The organism is Rhizobium sp. 3T7 (assembly GCF_020166565.1).
In the GTDB taxonomy this organism is placed as follows: domain Bacteria; phylum Pseudomonadota; class Alphaproteobacteria; order Rhizobiales; family Rhizobiaceae; genus Rhizobium.
Genome location: NZ_JAIQXS010000012.1, coordinates 110,189 through 127,032 on the forward strand (window position 1 = coordinate 110,189; position 16,844 = coordinate 127,032).

At 59.9% G+C, this 16,844-nt stretch carries 19 protein-coding genes; 13 read left to right on the forward strand and 6 right to left on the reverse strand.

The window, feature by feature from the left end; genetic code table 11:
• Positions 1-155: 155 nt before the first annotated feature.
• From K9B32_RS18035 to K9B32_RS18045, 3 genes are all read right to left on the reverse strand, one after another.
• On the reverse strand, positions 156-956 hold the full coding sequence (locus K9B32_RS18035; protein ID WP_224564602.1) for an SMP-30/gluconolactonase/LRE family protein: 801 nt from the start codon (positions 954-956) through the stop codon (positions 156-158).
• 221 nt (positions 957-1,177) lie between these two features.
• Positions 1,178-1,603 (reverse strand): BA14K family protein, encoded by a 426-nt coding sequence (locus K9B32_RS18040; protein WP_224564605.1) that lies wholly within the window; start codon positions 1,601-1,603, stop codon positions 1,178-1,180.
• 904 nt (positions 1,604-2,507) lie between these two features.
• Positions 2,508-3,335, reverse strand: coding sequence for an SDR family NAD(P)-dependent oxidoreductase (locus K9B32_RS18045; protein WP_224564608.1), 828 nt, complete (start codon positions 3,333-3,335; stop codon positions 2,508-2,510).
• Positions 3,336-3,442: 107 nt separating this feature from the next.
• Here K9B32_RS18045 and K9B32_RS18050 point away from each other — a divergent pair, with 107 nt between their 5' ends.
• A complete protein-coding gene (locus tag K9B32_RS18050) occupies positions 3,443-4,399 on the forward strand; it encodes a LysR family transcriptional regulator (protein ID WP_318013349.1) in 957 nt (318 codons plus the stop codon).
• On the forward strand, positions 4,386-4,697 hold the full coding sequence (locus K9B32_RS18055) for a hypothetical protein (RefSeq protein WP_224564614.1): 312 nt from the start codon (positions 4,386-4,388) through the stop codon (positions 4,695-4,697). Before K9B32_RS18050 ends, K9B32_RS18055 begins: the two co-directional genes overlap by 14 nt.
• Before the next feature lie 141 nt (positions 4,698-4,838).
• Here the strand turns inward: K9B32_RS18055 and K9B32_RS18060 are convergent, their stop codons facing one another.
• Complete coding sequence (locus K9B32_RS18060) at positions 4,839-5,063, reverse strand: hypothetical protein (protein WP_224564617.1); 225 nt, start codon at positions 5,061-5,063, stop codon at positions 4,839-4,841.
• Between the two features lie 98 nt (positions 5,064-5,161).
• On the reverse strand, positions 5,162-5,719 hold the full coding sequence (locus tag K9B32_RS18065) for a DUF308 domain-containing protein (RefSeq protein WP_224564620.1): 558 nt from the start codon (positions 5,717-5,719) through the stop codon (positions 5,162-5,164).
• Between the two features lie 118 nt (positions 5,720-5,837).
• Between K9B32_RS18065 and K9B32_RS18070 the strand changes: the two genes are divergently transcribed.
• The 5 genes from K9B32_RS18070 (at position 5,838) to K9B32_RS18090 (ending at position 9,308) form a co-directional block, all read left to right on the forward strand.
• Positions 5,838-6,437 carry a TetR/AcrR family transcriptional regulator gene (locus K9B32_RS18070; RefSeq protein WP_224564625.1) on the forward strand — a complete coding sequence of 200 codons (600 nt, stop codon included), beginning with the start codon at positions 5,838-5,840 and terminating at the stop codon, positions 6,435-6,437.
• Positions 6,438-6,900: 463 nt separating this feature from the next.
• Positions 6,901-7,407 carry a hypothetical protein gene (locus K9B32_RS18075; RefSeq protein ID WP_224564628.1) on the forward strand — a complete coding sequence of 169 codons (507 nt, stop codon included), beginning with the start codon at positions 6,901-6,903 and terminating at the stop codon, positions 7,405-7,407.
• 98 nt (positions 7,408-7,505) lie between these two features.
• Complete coding sequence (locus tag K9B32_RS18080; RefSeq protein WP_224564630.1) at positions 7,506-8,420, forward strand: DnaJ C-terminal domain-containing protein; 915 nt, start codon at positions 7,506-7,508, stop codon at positions 8,418-8,420.
• Between the two features lie 2 nt (positions 8,421-8,422).
• The gene (locus tag K9B32_RS18085; protein ID WP_224564632.1) at positions 8,423-8,755 is read left to right on the forward strand and encodes a chaperone modulator CbpM; all 333 of its coding nucleotides are present in this window, start codon (positions 8,423-8,425) and stop codon (positions 8,753-8,755) included.
• Between the two features lie 76 nt (positions 8,756-8,831).
• A complete protein-coding gene (locus tag K9B32_RS18090; protein WP_224564634.1) occupies positions 8,832-9,308 on the forward strand; it encodes a cupin domain-containing protein in 477 nt (158 codons plus the stop codon).
• Positions 9,309-9,313: 5 nt separating this feature from the next.
• Here K9B32_RS18090 and K9B32_RS18095 read toward each other — a convergent pair whose 3' ends face one another.
• Positions 9,314-10,519 carry an ROK family transcriptional regulator gene (locus tag K9B32_RS18095; protein WP_224564636.1) on the reverse strand — a complete coding sequence of 402 codons (1,206 nt, stop codon included), beginning with the start codon at positions 10,517-10,519 and terminating at the stop codon, positions 9,314-9,316.
• 221 nt (positions 10,520-10,740) lie between these two features.
• Here K9B32_RS18095 and K9B32_RS18100 point away from each other — a divergent pair, with 221 nt between their 5' ends.
• From K9B32_RS18100 to K9B32_RS18125, 6 genes are all read left to right on the forward strand, one after another.
• Positions 10,741-11,979 (forward strand): extracellular solute-binding protein, encoded by a 1,239-nt coding sequence (locus tag K9B32_RS18100; protein ID WP_224564638.1) that lies wholly within the window; start codon positions 10,741-10,743, stop codon positions 11,977-11,979.
• Between the two features lie 74 nt (positions 11,980-12,053).
• A complete protein-coding gene (locus tag K9B32_RS18105; protein ID WP_224564640.1) occupies positions 12,054-12,938 on the forward strand; it encodes a carbohydrate ABC transporter permease in 885 nt (294 codons plus the stop codon).
• Positions 12,938-13,783 carry a carbohydrate ABC transporter permease gene (locus K9B32_RS18110; protein ID WP_224564642.1) on the forward strand — a complete coding sequence of 282 codons (846 nt, stop codon included), beginning with the start codon at positions 12,938-12,940 and terminating at the stop codon, positions 13,781-13,783. The genes K9B32_RS18105 and K9B32_RS18110 overlap by 1 nt, the downstream gene beginning before the upstream one ends.
• Positions 13,784-13,791: 8 nt before the next feature.
• Entirely contained in the window at positions 13,792-14,802 is a 1,011-nt protein-coding gene (locus tag K9B32_RS18115; RefSeq protein WP_224564644.1) for an SIS domain-containing protein, read from the forward strand.
• Positions 14,802-15,731, forward strand: coding sequence for a PfkB family carbohydrate kinase (locus K9B32_RS18120; protein ID WP_224564646.1), 930 nt, complete (start codon positions 14,802-14,804; stop codon positions 15,729-15,731). Before K9B32_RS18115 ends, K9B32_RS18120 begins: the two co-directional genes overlap by 1 nt.
• Positions 15,728-16,795, forward strand: coding sequence for an ABC transporter ATP-binding protein (locus K9B32_RS18125; protein WP_224564648.1), 1,068 nt, complete (start codon positions 15,728-15,730; stop codon positions 16,793-16,795). Before K9B32_RS18120 ends, K9B32_RS18125 begins: the two co-directional genes overlap by 4 nt.
• Positions 16,796-16,844 lie beyond the last annotated feature (49 nt).

The following is a 16,844-nucleotide window of genomic DNA, read 5'->3' on the forward strand; positions in this document are numbered from 1 at the left end:
ACGCCTCGAACACCGTTTGCCCCTTTGACGCTCCAGGATGGTTCCAAGAACATTAAAGTCCCAGTTATTGGAACCAATGGGTCCCAGGCTTGTGGCTTCTCGTCCCTTTGCCGCCTCAGGATCCGATCTTGTGTCCCGATGCCGCTAGATGCCGGCTAGCCGTGAGGCCATCCCGCCCCGGCCGTCTCGACCTCGACGGACAAGACCTGGCCAGTTCCGCCCATCTGGTCCATCTTGTCCATCCCGAACCATTTGGCGGCAGTTACGTATAGGGTGGTTCGATCAGGTCCGCCCAGCATGCAGGCGAATGCGCCGCGATCGAGCTTCACTTCATCGAGTAGCTCCCCGCCTTCACGAACCCTGCGGCAGCAGGCATTGGGTACGTCGGCGTACCAGATCGCGCCTTCGGTGTCGAAACATATGCCATCGGGCGGCCCGACAAGATCGGCCCAAACCCTTCGATTTGAGAGTTTCCCGTCGGCGGCGACGTCAAACGATGTCAGCCGTTTCGCCCAGCTTTCGGCGCAAACCAGTGTGCGGCCGTCCGGAGAGAGAGCCATTCCGTTCGGAAACTGAAAGCCTTCCGCTTGTGTTTCGACCGTCCCGTCGGGATGTATCAGCAGGATCGCGGGTCCGTTGACGTAGATGCGGCCTTTCGGATCGATCACGATCTCGTTCCAACCATCCGCTCCCAACCAGGCGAACTCTTCAACTCCGGAGCCGTTGAACCGCAGCAAATGCGATGCCCCGGACGCGATGACGTACATGTCGCCCTGTGGTCCGAAGTCGAACGACAGGGGCGGAGCTTTCGCGGTTGTCGCCACTCTAACAGTTCCGTGCTCGCTCAAGGCGAGAATTTCGCCGCTTGTCCAATCCGCGAACCACAGCTCGCCGTCATGCCATCGTGGGCATTCGACCAGCCCCCGGTCTTCCAACCGAACCTTTGTCCTCTTCATTTCGGCCTCCCATCGTTCTGCGCCTTGGCCCGTCAAAGGAAGCCACGTTGTAAAGACGAGTAAGCGAAGTCGATTCCGACACTTGTCTGGCGAAAAGGCAATCACGGTCGCATATGACGCGGTTCGCGGCGGGCGATGCCGGCAAACGGGCCTCTAGCTCGTGTCGGTGGACATTACCGCGAGACGGGCGTGTCGCTTGGGGGCGAACGGCAGGCTAGCGGTTAGCGCCATTTATAGGGTCCGACACATTGGAGACGGGGTCCATAGTAGGGCTGGAAAGTATTGTCGAATGCCCTGTACGTACGATAGCGCGCAAAGCACCAACTCACATGGCTCCCACCCTCATAGGCGACCGACGGTTCATACTGGTGGTACGGCCTATAATAGCCATGCGGCCGATGCTGATATCTGTAGGAGGAGCCGTAATATGTTGCGAGGTACGGACCGTAGTGCGGCTGTGTTAATGCGCCGCCGACGATCGCAACGTAACCGCCGTAGAGGCCGCTGTCTCCATGACGCCATTGTAGGGATTCTACCTGCTGCGGTGGTTTGATCCCGGGTGGGCTGATTGCCGGAAATGCCTGGGCTGGCATATTGAAGAGAGCGCTTGTGATCAGGCCAAGCGCTACCGGGACCAGCTTACCCATGACTGAGCTTCCTTTTCTCTCCAGGTGGGAAATATCCGGATTATGAAGCAAATGCCACAAGGTAGAAACCGCTTATCGCCTCGGCCAAGACAATACTCCTTCGCGCAAGCCTCTACCCTCCTTCTATCATCACGGTGCAACAACCGCCATCGGACAACGGGGATACTCCGAAGCTCGTTGCTGGCGAAGGCCGAACGTAATACCGCATGCAAAAGCGGGTCATCAGACGTGCTCGCCGCAGAGCCCAGCCAGGAACTTATTGCGTACGCGTTCTTGGCCAACACTGAGATGTGTTGGTCTGCCGAGAGCGCAATCGCCCCATCGAAGCATTCTCGAAACCATTCGAACTCCTCCGCCCTACCTTGCACTCTGGTTCCATTTGCCGCGCGTCTCGCCGGAACCCAAGGCCTTCGTGTGAAACGCATCGAGGGCAAGAAACATCGCCGAGCACAGTACGGCCTCAATCCCTGCTTCTACGCTCGTATGCAAACCCTCATAGAATGGTGTGTTTCCGAACATCGCAGCGCTTCGCCAATGGAGCATGCTGCATAGTATGGGCCAAACGGCTGTTCGATCGCCGTAGTCGTCATCATCGCCGTGAACTTCAAGAGACGAGACTAAGCCAGAATCTACCGATACCCACTGCGCCTCGGTCAACAAACTGGAGCCCTTCAACTCCGCAAATGCGTGCTTTGCAAACGCTGATTGGGCCACCGCTAACGTGGTGAAGGCGTCTTCCTCGCCGGAAGTCGCTCGCCCATTTTGGCGGTCGCTTTACCGGGCCGACTCCAGAGCAGGGCGACGAGATTATTGCCCCTATTATCGAGGCCAGCCTGCAGTTGAGTGTTCCCGAGGTGAGCGAGCGACCTTGACAACACCGAGGCTCGGAAACAACCCGCCTGCCCTATGCGTCCACGAAATCAGTGCTGCGTGTGATGGTCTCCCATGCGTCGATCTCCTCGGCGACGTGATCGATTTTGCTTCGCGCGCGCCGGAGAGCATCGCTTCCCAGTAAGAGATGGAGCGGAGGCTTATCGGAGTCCACGAGAGCCAGGATTGCCTGCGCGGCGAGAACCGGATCGCCGACCTGTCGGCCATGGGCAGCGTCAAAGGCTGCTGAACTCTTCCCGACCGTTTGCGCGTACGCTTCACCGGCGGCATCGCTCTTTCGGATTGAGTGGCCCGATAGGAAATCCGTGCGGAATGCACCCGGGGCGACCGCTGTGACTTTGATACCGAAAGGCGCGACCTCCAACGCAAGGGCCGCCGACATCCCTTCTAGGGCAGCTTTGGCGGCAGAATACATGGCGGTTCCGACGCCAGGAGCGCGGCCTGCGATAGAGGTGACATTGACGATATGACCACGTCCCTGCGCTCGCAAATGCGGCAGGGCTGCCTTGATGATGCGGAATGGCCCGAAGACGTCGACGGCAAAAAGCCTTGCGACATCCTCGTTGGCTGCCATCTCGAGCGCGCCGAGCAGGCCATAGCCCGCGTTGTTGACGATAACGTCAATCTGTTCCGCGATCTCAAACGCCTGACGTGTGACAGCCTCCGCCGCTTCGCCGTCGCTAAGGTCGGCCGAAAGAATGTGCAACCGACCCGGACCGTCTTCTATAGGCAGGTCGGTCCCGCGGACCGTTCCAATGACAGTATCGCCCCTTGCTAGCCCTGCCTGGGCCAGTGCTTTCCCAAGGCCGCGTGAAATGCCGGTGATGAACCAAGTGGTCATGAAATGCTCCTTCGTTTTCGACAAGAAGGAACTTGCCATATCGGCTGGCACTGTATAATCCGCAGGAAAGTGAATGTCCTTGTTAGATGAACTTAACAATGCAAGACATGTTGGTGGACAAGCTGCCGGCGGGCAACGACTACAATCAAATGCGCGCCTTCATCGCCGTTGCCGAATACCTGAGCTTCAGCCGCGCCGCAGAGGTGCTCGGTGTGTCGCCATCGGCACTTAGCCAGATGATCCGCAGCTTTGAGGAACGGGTGGGAATGAGGCTCCTCCACCGAACGACCAGGAACGTATCACTGACGGAGGTTGGCGAGAACCTGTTCCGACGCGTTCGACCCGCGGCGTTCGAGTTGGGTGAAGCCCTGGCACAGACAAGAATTGCTGGCGAACGACCGGCGGGCACTGTTCGCGTGCACACGTTCCGCTCGGCGGCGCAGAAGCATATCGAACCAATCCTTACGAGCTTTGCCGAACGCTATCCCGACATCGTGCTCGACATCACGATCGATGATGAGACGGTTGACATCGTCGCTTTAGGCTATGACGTCGGGCTAAGGATCGGCGAGGTCATTGAACGAGATATGGTCGCTGTACGTCTGGGACCTGAGTTACGCCAACTGGCTATCGCGACACCTGACTACTTCCGCCGGCATGGTCGTCCCCAGCATCCGCGTGATCTTGTCCAGCACCGATGCGTACGGTGGCGCTGGCCTGGCCATCAGGCGCCTTATGCCTGGGAATTCTTCGAGAACGACGCATGGTTCAGCGTCGCCGTCAACGGCCCCCTCATCGTGAGCGACAAGGAGACGGCGGTGAATGCTGTTCTTCAAGGGATGGGAATAGGATTTGCGGTCGAGGACACAGTAGCCGATTACCTTGCGCAAGGACGCTTGATCAGTTGCCTCGAAGTTTGGTCCGCGCCGTTCCCGGGTTGGTTTATCTGCTACCCACAGCAGCGGCAGATGGCTCCTGCCCTGCGAGCGTTCATTGATGCCGTCAGGTTCGGGCGGTCCGTTCCCAATGCTGACCTTTCAGGAGGAGCAAATGTTGTCGGCTGAACAAAAGGACGAGTTTGTCCGCCTCTTCGACGCGCAACTCCCATCAAGCGAAGGCGACGCAGACGCATATCTGGAAGTCGATAGCTTCCGAATGTTCGGCCCTACGGAAAAAGGCGACCTGCTCGCCCGCTTTGCCCTCTCTAGCAGCGAGACGATGGATCTGGCGGTCAATCCTCTCTGTGCTGTGCGCCTTGCGGCGACGATCCTCGATCTCGTTGGCAGGTCAGGTGACTTCGTGATCGATCTCGCCCTTTATGATGCCCAGACCGGCGAGCAGATGGTACGGCTACGCCCTTGAGCCGAGGCGCAAGTTCAGGCATTCAATACACTGTTGCCCTGCCACGATCCGCTGGATGTCAACCCGCCCGCTGTGCTCATTGCAAGGCAGCGCACGACGTCTGAGGCTGACGTGCCCCCCGCAGAGACGGCAGCCGTCGGCTCAGTAAGATATCTGCGCCACGATGGGGCAATGATCAGAGATGGCCAGCTGTTGATCGCTACCATCAGGGTTCGGCCCCGCTATGCTGCTACCGAGATCGCCGATGCTTAAATGCTTGGCACCTTGTGAATTTTTGACGCCGCGCCCGACGAGGATGTGATCAAGGCCAACCGGGTTGCCGCGCTGGAGCCGCAAGCAAGCATCCATGACTGCGAACCTCAACATGAACGCCCCTCGCTCAGAAGTTGGTTCGCAGAGATAATTACAATTTTAGCTTGGGCGCAAGTACAACGATAGCGATAGGCTATGGGCGGGCTTGCCCGTCAAGCTTCGGCGTTCCGGCGAGCTGACACCGTCAACCAGATCGCCGAAATCAGAAAGTAGAAGGCACCGAAGGCGGCATATGGGGCGACGTCGAGAATGGAAGGCGGCGTGGTACCGAGCGATTGGGTGATCATAAACCCGCCAGCCAGGCAGGACTGGCCTCCGCTCAGGATCATCGCCCACTGCGCACCATAGCCGCGCCACCGGCGGACACCGGTCATCAGCTGGAGTGCGCCGGACAGAATGGCCCAAACACCAAACACGGCCAAAATGGCATACGTGCTTTTCGTCGCGGCCAAGATCACGGCAAGCGTCGTAACGGTGCTGACGAAGACGTTGAGGGTCTGCGAGCTGTTGGCTTTGAAGCCGCCATTTGTGCGGGCGTCGACAAGGTTCGCAACGGCATCCCATGCAGGGTAGATTACGAGTAATCCCGATGCCAAGATCGGGTTTCCGGCGTAGAGAATGGCGGCCGCCACCCAGATGATCGAGAAGGCTGCACGCACGTAGTAATAGGATCGCAACCAGTTGGACTGCGAGGATTGTTGGCTGATCATAGCTGGCTCCGTTTTTGTTTTGCCTACCTTCTAGTAGGTAGCAGTGAAAATTCTGTCAAGTGGTTATAAAAATCCTGTAGAACGTTGACAGCCTTCCTACCAATAGGTAGGAACAGCTATGGAGACAATGCCTTCGACCTCGGACAAGATATTGGACATCGCGCAGTCACTCATCGTGAGAGGTGGCTACAATGGCTTCAGCTATGCCGATATCTCGGGTGCCATTGGAATCCGGAAGGCAAGCATCCATCATCATTTCCCGACCAAGAGCGAGCTGGTCGCGGTTCTCGTTGATCGATATCGTCGGCAAGCATCCGAGGGCCTCAAGGCCCTGGACGAGAGCTTTCCCAACCCGCTCGAGCGACTGAAAGCTTATCTCGGCTACTGGCAGCAATGTATCAAGGACGCATCGGCACCGATCTGCGTCTGCGCCATGCTCGCCGGCGAGATGGCAATGTTGCCAGAGGAGATAGCCGCGAGAGTGCGTGCGCATTTCCAGCGGTTGGCTCAATGGTTGGGTGACGTTTTGAAGGCTGGGGCGGACCAAGGCGCATTCCAACTCATCAAAAAGCCCGCTGACGAAGCTCAGTTATTCATGGCAACAGTGCACGGTGCGATGTTGTCAGCGCGGGCCCTGGACGATCCCAAGCTGTTCAACGTTATCACAAAACCTCTACTCGACAGGTTGAGGGCAGCTGACGTCGGTTGGAATTCGTGAAGGTCACGCAAGGTAATCACTACATCCGTGTTCGCGTCCCAGGTTCCTGCTGGGACATATTCTGGAGAGAAATCGTCTCCGCACGGAGTAACCCTCGGATGTGACCTTGACGGGCGCTGGAGTACCCTGTGTGAAACCGCTGCGGCAAACCGTTCAGTGAAGCGCGCCCAATTCGCTATGTCGCCGTCCCAAATCGTGCCGGTTGTGAGCGATAGAATCGGTTGCTATCGCTCAAAAATTGTAGGAGCATGAGTTATAGAAAGGACGTCTGTACCTCATGAAGTGGATCTGAGGAGCAATTTTCCTCGCCGCATGACGTCCCTGCGATGCCGACGGTCCGACGCGCCCAGGCAAGAGAAATCCCTTGCACTTGCGTATCTCGTTGGGACATTTTGGTTGGCTACTCACCGAGGGAACTTTGAGCATTCTGAAGCATTCTTGATCATCTTCAGGGGAGGACGTCATGAAGTGCTGCCGCCATGCTGCTGTCACCGCGCTGTTCTGGGTCATGACAGGCGCTGCATATGCCGATGAGGCGCCTTTCCTCCAATCGCTGGCCGGTGATTGGACCGGAGGAGGCATGATGAAGCGCACGACATCCTCGTCCCCGATCAACCTCAACTGCAATATCAAGACGGAGGCCAGTGGCGAGGCGCTTTCGATGCAGGGAATTTGCCGTGGGATGATCGTCGTCACACGAGCGGTTTCCGCCAACATCAAAGTCAATGGCGCGCACTATGCCGGCAGTTACATCGGCCCGGCAGGGGGCGTTTCGGGCCTGCGTGGAACGCGCAGCGGCGATGCTATCAATCTCGCCGTGCGCTGGTCGAAGGTAATCAATGGCGATCGCAGCGCTAGCATGACGATCCAGCGTGTGGACGACAATGCGATCCGGATCCGAACGGTCGACATGGATCCGTCGTCCGGCCAGCAGGTCGTAACAAGCGATCTCAATCTGCGTCGCAACTGACATCCTTCGCAGAGATAGGACCTCTCGCCGGAGCAAGTCAGGAAACCTATATAGCCGCAAAACGCCGGCGATTTTTGCCGACTGAACCGGAGATATGTATGAGCCGCGACCCGTACGAGCTTCTCGGCGTGAAAAAGGACGCCACGCAAAAAGACATTCAAAGCGCATTTCGCAAGCTCGCCAAGAAACTTCACCCCGACCTTAACCCCGGCGACAAGAAGGCGGAGGACCGTTTCAAGGAGATTTCTGCTGCCTACGAACTGCTGAGCGACGAAGAAAAGCGCGGGCGCTTCGACCGCGGCGAGATCGACATGAGCGGCGCCGAGCAGCCGCAGCGCCACTACTATCGCGACTATGCCTCGGCCGCCAACGCCGGCAATCCTTACCACAACAGTGCGGGTTTTGCCGATTTCGGCGACAGTGACGATATATTCTCGAGCTTCTTTTCGCGACGCGCACGAGGAGGAGAATTTCGCGCACAAGGCCAGGACCGCCACTACTCGATGGAGGTGGATTTCCTCGATGCCGTCAACGGCACGAAGACACAGATCCGTTTGCCGGATGGGCCAGCGCTCGATCTGCAGATACCGCCTGGAACGCGTGATGGCCAGACACTCAGGCTGCGAGGCAAAGGCGAGCCCGGTATCGGCGGCGGCCCATCTGGAGATGCGCTCGTGGAAATTCGCGTGCGTCCGCATCGCTTCTATGTTCGTGATGGCGACGACATTCGCTTCGATCTGCCGATTACGCTGCGCGAGGCCGTGCTCGGCGGCAAGGTGCGTGCGCCGACGCCGAGCGGTCCCATCAACCTCACATTGCCGTCGCATTCGAACACCGGGAAGGTTTTGCGCCTGAAGGGCAAGGGCGTTGCGAAGAAAGGCGGCAGCGCTGGAGACATCTACATCTCGCTGAAAATCGTGCTTCCGGACGCACCCGATCAACAACTGACCGAGTTCATGACCGGCTGGACGGCAGGCGATGCGCAGGATCCGAGAAAGGGCATGGGAGAATAGCCATGGATGATCTTGAATTCCGGCGTTTTCTGAAGATCGATGTGAGGGTGCTTGAGGTCTGGGTCGAGCAGGGATGGCTGCTGCCGCAGACACGTAACGGCGCTCGCGATTTTCGCGACACTGATGTTGCGCGGGCCCAGCTCATCCTCGACCTGACGCAGCATATGGGTGTCAACGACGCCGGCGTCGACCTCATTATGGATCTCATCGATCAGATTCATGGATTGCGCGGAACGCTTCGCGAATTGCTTGCCGCCATGGTGGAGCAGGACGAGGAGGTCAAGCGCAGGCTGCGTGGTAAGCTGGACGACATCGCCGGCATCCGAAGCCTTTGACCAATCGCCTGTTGACTCCTGCTCGCAGGGCCTGGCGATATCATCTGAAAGGGTGAGCACCCTCAGGGAGGCAAAAATGACCCAGGATCATCATCACGATCAGATCGACTGGCGCGCGCATGGCGTAAAGGTCATTCCAGGCAACTCACTTGATCCCAATACGGCGCAGACACCCGGAATGAACCGGGCAACGGCGATCAATCGTGCGCGCGCCGGGGCCGAAAAGATCTGGGCCGGCACCGTCACCATCCACGCGAACGCGAAGACCGGCGCCCATCATCACGGCGATCTCGAAAGCATCATCTATGTGGTCAAGGGAAAGGCGCGCATGCGCTGGGGCGACCATCTCGAATTCACGGCAGAGGCCGGCCCCGGCGATTTCATCTATGTGCCACCTTACGTGCCCCACCAGGAGATCAATGCCAGCCGCGACGAGACCCTAGAATGCGTCGTCATCCGGTCCGGCCAGGAGCCGGTGGTCGTCAATCTCGATATCGAACCGGTCGAAAAGCCGGAAGACGTGCCATGGATCGATCCGATCCATCGGCAGTAACGCCCTTATAGTGAATCCTTGAGAATAGCCGCAAAGCTCGGATCAAAGGCACGGCTGATCGGGTCGGCGGCGGCGCCAAGGGCGACGGCCCAGGGGTCGGTCATTCCAAGCTGGAAGCGAGGAATGAGCCGGTCTCGGCGATCGGCGATCGACGGTGGGAGTGGGTGCATTGCCTCGACCAGACGTCGCGCCAAGGCTTCCGGCGCACCGCCGCACAGGATCACGGTCTGCGGATCGAAGATCGATTCGATCAGGTGCACGCTCCAGCGCAGATCCATCACGGCTTCTTCAATCCAGCTCTGAATTCTCGCATCATCCTTCAGCGCCAATTCGTTCACCATCGCGTAGACGCCTGGATCGGCCGGATCGATCGCCAGATGCTGATAGAGCGAGGCGAGTGAAGCGCGATGTTCGAGTGGCGTCGGGCTGCCGCTTGCCGAAAGCAGGGCCATGCCGATTTCGCCGGCATTGCCATGCGCACCGCTATAGAGTTCCCCGCCGAGAATCAGGCCGGCACCGATGCCGTAACCGAGATAGAGGCAGACGGCGTGATCGAGCCCGTGGGCTGCGCCAACCATGCGCTCTGCCGTGGCGCATGCAGCCGCGTCGTTTTGCAGACGAACGCCAAGGCCCGTGCCCGTCGCAAGCGTTTCCAGCAGCGGAAATTTCTGCCAGGCCGCCATCATCCAGGGATCGTCACCCGTCGCCTCGATACCGAACGGGCCGGGCATTGCCGCACCCAGACCAACGAGCCGCCGCTCCGATTGCGCGACAAGCCCAGCAAGATCGCGGCGAACCTTTTCGATGAGTTCGAGAATAACCGCTGCACCGCGTGACGGCCCATCGGGCGGCAGGTTCGCCTCGGCTCGCGTCAGCACATTGCCGACAAGATCCACGGCGATGGCACGCGTTACGTGACGATCAATCTGTAGCCCGATCGCAAACGCCCCTTCCGGCACCAGCCGATAGGGTGTCGATGGTTGGCCCCTGCCCTTGCGCACGGCTTCCTGCGCGGTGACCAGCCCTTCCTGTTCGAGTTCGTCGATAATGTTCGACACGGTCTGCTTGGTGAGCTTGGTGGCGCGCGCCAGATCAGCGCGCGAGAGCGCCCCGTTCATCCTCAGGGCATCCATCATCACACGCCGGTTATGGGCGCTGGTGCCTTCATGATTGGTGCCACTCTTTGCCCGTATCAGGCGCGTGTCGTTCATCCTGAATTCCCTCTTGACAGCAGTAGAATATTGAAGAAGTAATAAGTCAAGACAATTGACTTAATAAGGAACCAAAGAGTTCCAGGGAACGCAAAGAGCCAGAAAACGGCTCTGACGACGCTCTGAATCTGGCAGCTGGCTCACCAGCGCCTTTTCGACAGCTGATGGCGACGACCGCCGCCCTCAGGAATTGGGTGAATGTCAAAAAACTGGAGGCTGGAATGTTGAAATCCTTAAACAAGACGCTGCTCGGAGCGGCACTGATTGGTGCATCTTTTGCGCCACACGCCTTTGCCGAAACGACGATCAATGCGTTGTTCATGGCTCAGGCGGCCTATAGCGAAGCCGATGTCCGTGCCATGACGGATGGCTTCTCAAAGGCAAACCCGGACGTCAAGGTCAATCTCGAATTCGTTCCCTACGAGGGCCTGCACGACAAGACGGTCCTCGCCCAAGGTTCTGGCGGCGGTTATGACGTCGTCCTCTTCGACGTCATCTGGCCGGCTGAATACGCGACCAACAAGGTGCTGGTCGACGTCTCCTCGCGTATCACCGACGACATGAAGAAGGGCGTTCTGCCTGGCGCATGGACGACGGTTCAGTACGACGGCAAGTATTACGGCATGCCGTGGATCCTAGATACCAAGTATCTGTTCTATAACAAGGAAATCCTCGAAAAGGCAGGCATCAAGGCCCCGCCGAAGACCTGGGACGAGCTGACCGAACAGGCAAAGACGATCAAGGACAAGGGCCTTCTCGCAACGCCGATCGCCTGGAGCTGGTCGCAGGCCGAAGCCGCGATCTGCGACTACACCACGCTCGTCAGCGCCTACAAGGGCGACTTCTTGAAGGACGGCAAACCGGACTTCCAAAATGGCGGCGGTCTCGACGCGCTGAACTACATGGTGTCCAGCTACAAATCTGGCCTGACCAACCCGAACTCCAAGGAATTCCTGGAAGAGGATGTGCGTAAGGTCTTCCAGAACGGCGATGCCGCTTTTGCGCTGAACTGGACCTACATGTACAACATGGCGAACGATCCGAAGGACAGTAAGGTCGCGGGCAAGGTCGGCGTCGTCCCGGCTCCGGGCGTGGCAGGCAAGAGCGAGGCGTCGGCCGTTAACGGCTCGATGGGTCTTGGCGTCACGACCGCCAGCAAGCATCCGGATGAGGCTTGGAAGTACATCGCCTTCATGACCTCGCAGGCGACGCAGAACCAGTACGCCAAGCTCAGCCTGCCGATTTGGGCCTCCTCCTATGAGGACCCGGCCGTGACCAAGGGCCAGGAGGAACTGATTGCTGCAGCCAAGATCGGTCTCGCCGCCATGTATCCGCGCCCGACGACCCCGAAGTATCAGGAACTTTCGACGGCCCTGCAGCAGGCGATCCAGGAAGCCCTGCTCGGCCAGTCCTCGCCGGAAGACGCCCTGAAGTCGGCTGCAGAAAACAGCGGTCTCTAAGCGATATAAGCGTCCAGGCGGCCTGGTGCCGCCTGGCTCCACTTTGACAATCCGATGAACTGAGAGGGCGCCTCATGTCCGGCACCTGGATGACAACGCGCGCATGGCTTTTGATGCTGCCGCTGCTTGTCGTGATGATCGCCGTCATCGGATGGCCGCTCGTCGACACCGTAGGACTGTCTTTCACCGACGCAAAGCTCGTCGGCACCGCCGGCAGCTTCGTCGGCATCGACAACTACGTGAAGATGGTTTCCGGCTCGAATTTTCAGCGGAGCCTGATCACGACCGCTTGGTTCGCGGTCATTTCGGTCGCCGCGGAAATGGTAATCGGCGTTCTTGCAGCCCTTCTCCTCAATCAGGATTTCCGCGGCCGCGCGCTGTTGCGCGCGCTGATGATCCTCCCCTGGGCGCTGCCAACGGTCGTGAACGCGACGCTCTGGCGGCTGATCTACAATCCGGAATACGGCGCGCTCAACGCAGCGCTGACGCAAATCGGCCTGATAGACGCCTATCGCTCGTGGCTCGGCGAACCGGGCACGGCGCTTGCCGCCCTGATCGTTGCCGATTGCTGGAAGAACTTCCCGTTGGTAGCGCTCATTGCGCTTGCTGCCTTGCAGGCAGTGCCGCGTGACGTCACCGCAGCCTCGCTGGTCGACGGCGCCGGCCCCTTCGCCCGTTTTCGCTTCGTGATCCTGCCTTATCTCGCCGGCCCGTTGATGGTGGCGCTCGTCCTGCGCACCATCGAGGCCTTCAAGGTCTTCGACATCATCTGGGTGATGACCCGTGGCGGTCCCGCCAACAGCACGAGGACGTTGTCGATCCTGGTCTATCAGGAAGCGTTCTCCTTCCAGCGCGCTGGCTCCGGCGCCTCGCTGGCACTGATCGTTACGCTGCTGGTGACGCTGCTTGCCGTCGCCTATGCCGCGCTGGTGCGCAAGACCGCAGGGAGTGCCGGCTGATGGAACGCAAGAGCCCGATCTTTTTGGTCTTCATTTATGCTTGCGCGTTGCTGCTTGCCGCCGTCATTCTCGCACCAATCCTGTGGCTGTTCATCATGAGCATCTCGCCGGCTGCCGACCTTGCCGCCAAGCCGCTGCGCTGGTGGCCGCAGTCGGCTGATTTTTCGCGTTACGGCGTCCTGTTGTCGACCATCGAAAACAGCGCTGGCGCGGCCTTCACCTCGTCGCTCAGAAACAGCATCGAGGTTGCAGGCATGGCAACGATTGCAGCCATCGCGCTGGCCATTCCGGCCGGCTGGGCAGTGTCGCGGACGCCTTCCGTCGGCTGGTCGCTTTCAATGGTCATTGCCACGTATATGCTGCCGCCGGTGGCCCTTGCCGTGCCGCTCTACATGGGCTTGGCCCATCTCGGCATGCTGAACAACGTTTTCGGCCTCGCTCTCGTCTATCTGACGATCCTTGCCCCCTTCACGACATGGCTCATGAAGTCCGGCTTTGACTCCATCCCGAAGGAAATCGAAGCGGCAGCCATGATCGACGGCGCGGGTCTGCTCCAGACTTGGAAGATCATCACCCTGCCGCTCGCCATGCCGGTCGTCGCAACCTCGGCGCTGTTTGCCTTCCTGCTCGGCTGGGATGAGTTCTTCTATGCGCTGCTCTTCACTTCCGACCAGCGCGCCAAGACGCTCACGGTTGCCATTGCCGACCTCGCCGGTGGCCGTGTCTCCGATTACGGACTGATCGCAACCGCCGGCGTGCTTGCCGCCCTGCCCCCGGTGCTGGTTGGTCTTGTCATGCAACGAGCCCTGATTTCCGGGCTGACCAGCGGCGGCGTCAAGGGATGACAAGCACCATGGGAACGAAACGACCGGCCGGCCTGATCGCAATCGATCACGAAATGGCGCGCCAGCATGCCGACGCCCTGGCGTCCTATGCTGGCGCGACGCAGACTGCTCAAACCATCGCCGCATCGCTGAAGAAGAACGGCAGCCTCCTCCTTCTCGGCATGGGCGGATCTCATGCTGTCGGTCGTGCCGTCGAGCCGCTTTATCGCGCCCTCGGCATCGATGCGATCGCACTGCCTCTTTCCGAGCAATTGGGGCAGCCGCTTTCGCTCGAGGGGCGAACCGTCCTCATGACGTCGCAATCCGGCGAAAGCGCCGAAGTGGTGCGCTGGTTCGATGAGACCGGTGGCGGCTCCGACACGTTCGGACTGACGCTGGAGGCGGGATCATTTCTGGCGCGAACTGCACCCTCCCTCATCGGTGCTGGCGGCACGGAACTGGCGTTTGCTGCCACCCGCAGCCTGACTGTCTCCTTTGCGCTGCATCTTGCCGTGCTGGCGGCCCTTGGCGAGGATCCTGCGACCGCGCTTGCCGCTCTCACCTTTCCCGAAACGCCAGACATCGATGCCGCGCTTGCCGCGCTGGATGGCGTTGCGACCGTCGTCACGTCCGGCAGGCGGCTACAGGGCCTGGCGGAAGCGCTGGCGCTTGGCCTGACCGAACTATCCCGCCGCCCCTGCTTTTCGCTGGAGGGCGGGCAGTTGCGACACGGGCCGATGGAAATGCTCGGCTCGACAATCGGTGTCGTTCTTTTTCGAGGACAGGACAGCACGGCCGGCTTGGTCACGGCCATGGCTGTATCAGCAGTCGAAACCGGCGCTCCGGTGATCATCTTCGATGCGTCGGGCAAAGAGCCTGTCGCAGGTGCGGTTACCATCGGCTTCAAGGCGGCCGCGGGTCTGGCGGCGATCTTCGCAATGCTGCCGGTGGCACAGCGCTTCATGATTGCGTTTGCTGATGCGCGGGTCGAGAACGCCGGTACACCGGTGCGCTCCACCAAGATCACCCGGAGCGAATGATGCGTCCGCTTGCTGTTATCGGAAATGTCAATGTTGACCTCATCCTCGGTCCGGCAGCACCCTGGCCGAAGGCCGGTACCGAGATCATCGTCGATCATGACGAACTACGCGTCGGCGGAGCGGCCGGCAACAGCGCCCTTGCCTGGAACGGCCTCGGCGTCGAGTTCGAGATTGCAGCCAATGTCGGCAACGATCAGTTCGGCCGGTGGCTGAGCGAGGCTTTTGGCGAGCGTGCCGCGAAGTGGCCCGTGCGCCCGGAGCAGACGACACTGTCCGTCGGCATCACCCATCCTGATGGGGAGCGCACGTTCTTCACGACCCGTGGCCACCTGCCGCGCTTCAGCCTGGCCGATGTGCTTGCAGTTCTCGATGGCGCGCAGCTGTCGGGCGGCTACGTGTTGCTCTGCGGCTCGTTCCTGACGGACGATCTCACACGCGACTATGATGCGTTCTTCGACTGGGCGGACCAGCACGACATTGCGGTCGCGCTCGACACCGGCTGGCCGCTCGACGGCTGGACGGATAGAAACTGCGATGCGACGCGACGTTGGCTGTCGCGCTGCGCAATCGCCCTTCTCAACGAAGTGGAGTCCACCACGCTCGCCGGCCTCGACGACGCGGCCGAAGCAGCAGCAGAGATCCGATCGCACATGCCGGATGGTGCGATCGTCGTTGTCAAACGAGGCCCGGATGGAGCCCTCGCGATCGGCGGTGACGGGAAAACCGTCCAGGCCCCGGCCCCGGCGGTCACGGTCGTCGACACGATCGGCGCCGGCGACGTTTTCAACGCCGGCTTTCTGGCGGCCCTGGCACAGGAAAAGTCTATTGCTGACTGCCTTGCGGTTGGAACAGCAGTCGCCTCACGGGCCATTTCCACCCTTCCCCGCAATTACGGCGGACCATCCGCCTCCGAGGACACCGCTCAATGAGTGCGCTTGAAATTGTCAACATCCGCAAAACATACGGCGATGTCGAAACCTTGAAGGGCATCGACATTGCGCTCGACAGCGGCGAGTTTCTCGTGCTGCTCGGCTCCTCCGGCTGCGGCAAGTCGACCCTGCTCAATATCATCGCAGGCTTGGCCGAAGCCAGCAGCGGCGACGTGCGCATCGGCGGGAGCTCCGTCCTTGGCGTGCATCCAAAGGACCGCGACATCGCCATGGTCTTCCAGTCCTATGCGCTCTATCCAAACCTGACCGTTCACCGCAATATCGGTTTTGGCCTGGAGATGCGCAAGGTTCCGACTGCCCAGCGGGACCGGGCAGTGCGCGATGCGGCCAAACTGCTGCAAATCGAAAACCTACTCGAGCGCAAACCGAGCCAACTGTCGGGCGGCCAGCGCCAGCGCGTTGCGATCGGTCGCGCGCTGGTGCGAAAGCCGGAGGTCTTCCTCTTCGACGAACCGCTTTCCAATCTCGATGCAAAATTGCGCATGGAGATGCGCACAGAACTCAAGCGCCTGCATCAGATGCTAAAGACCACGGTCGTCTATGTCACCCATGACCAGATCGAAGCCATGACGCTCGCCACCCGCATCGCCGTCATGCGAGACGGGCGGATCGAACAGCTTGGCGCTCCATCGGAGATTTACGACCGGCCGGCAACCCTCTATGTCGCCACCTTTGTCGGTGCGCCGCCAATGAACCTCTTGAACGTTACGGCTCGGGGCAGTGAACTTCAGATCGACGGGAGCGATGTCGTGCTGCCGCTGCCGGAGGGACTTGAAACCCGACCCAAGGACGGACAAAAGCTGATCATAGGTATACGGCCGGAAGCATTTCGACTTGGCTCGTCCGGCCTCACAGTTCCGGTGACGTGCGAGGTTGCCGAATTGACTGGCCCCGAGCTCGTCGTCACCGCTTTTGCCGGCGCGCAACGGATCATGGCCTGCCTGCCGCCACGCACGGCTTTGGAGAATGGCCAGCCGCTGACGCTTTCTTTCGACCGGGAGGCAATTCACCTCTTCGACGCAGAGAGCGGATCGCGCTTATAGGGACCGGTTCCGGTACGGGGCGAAATGACACCCGAAGCGGGTGTAATCG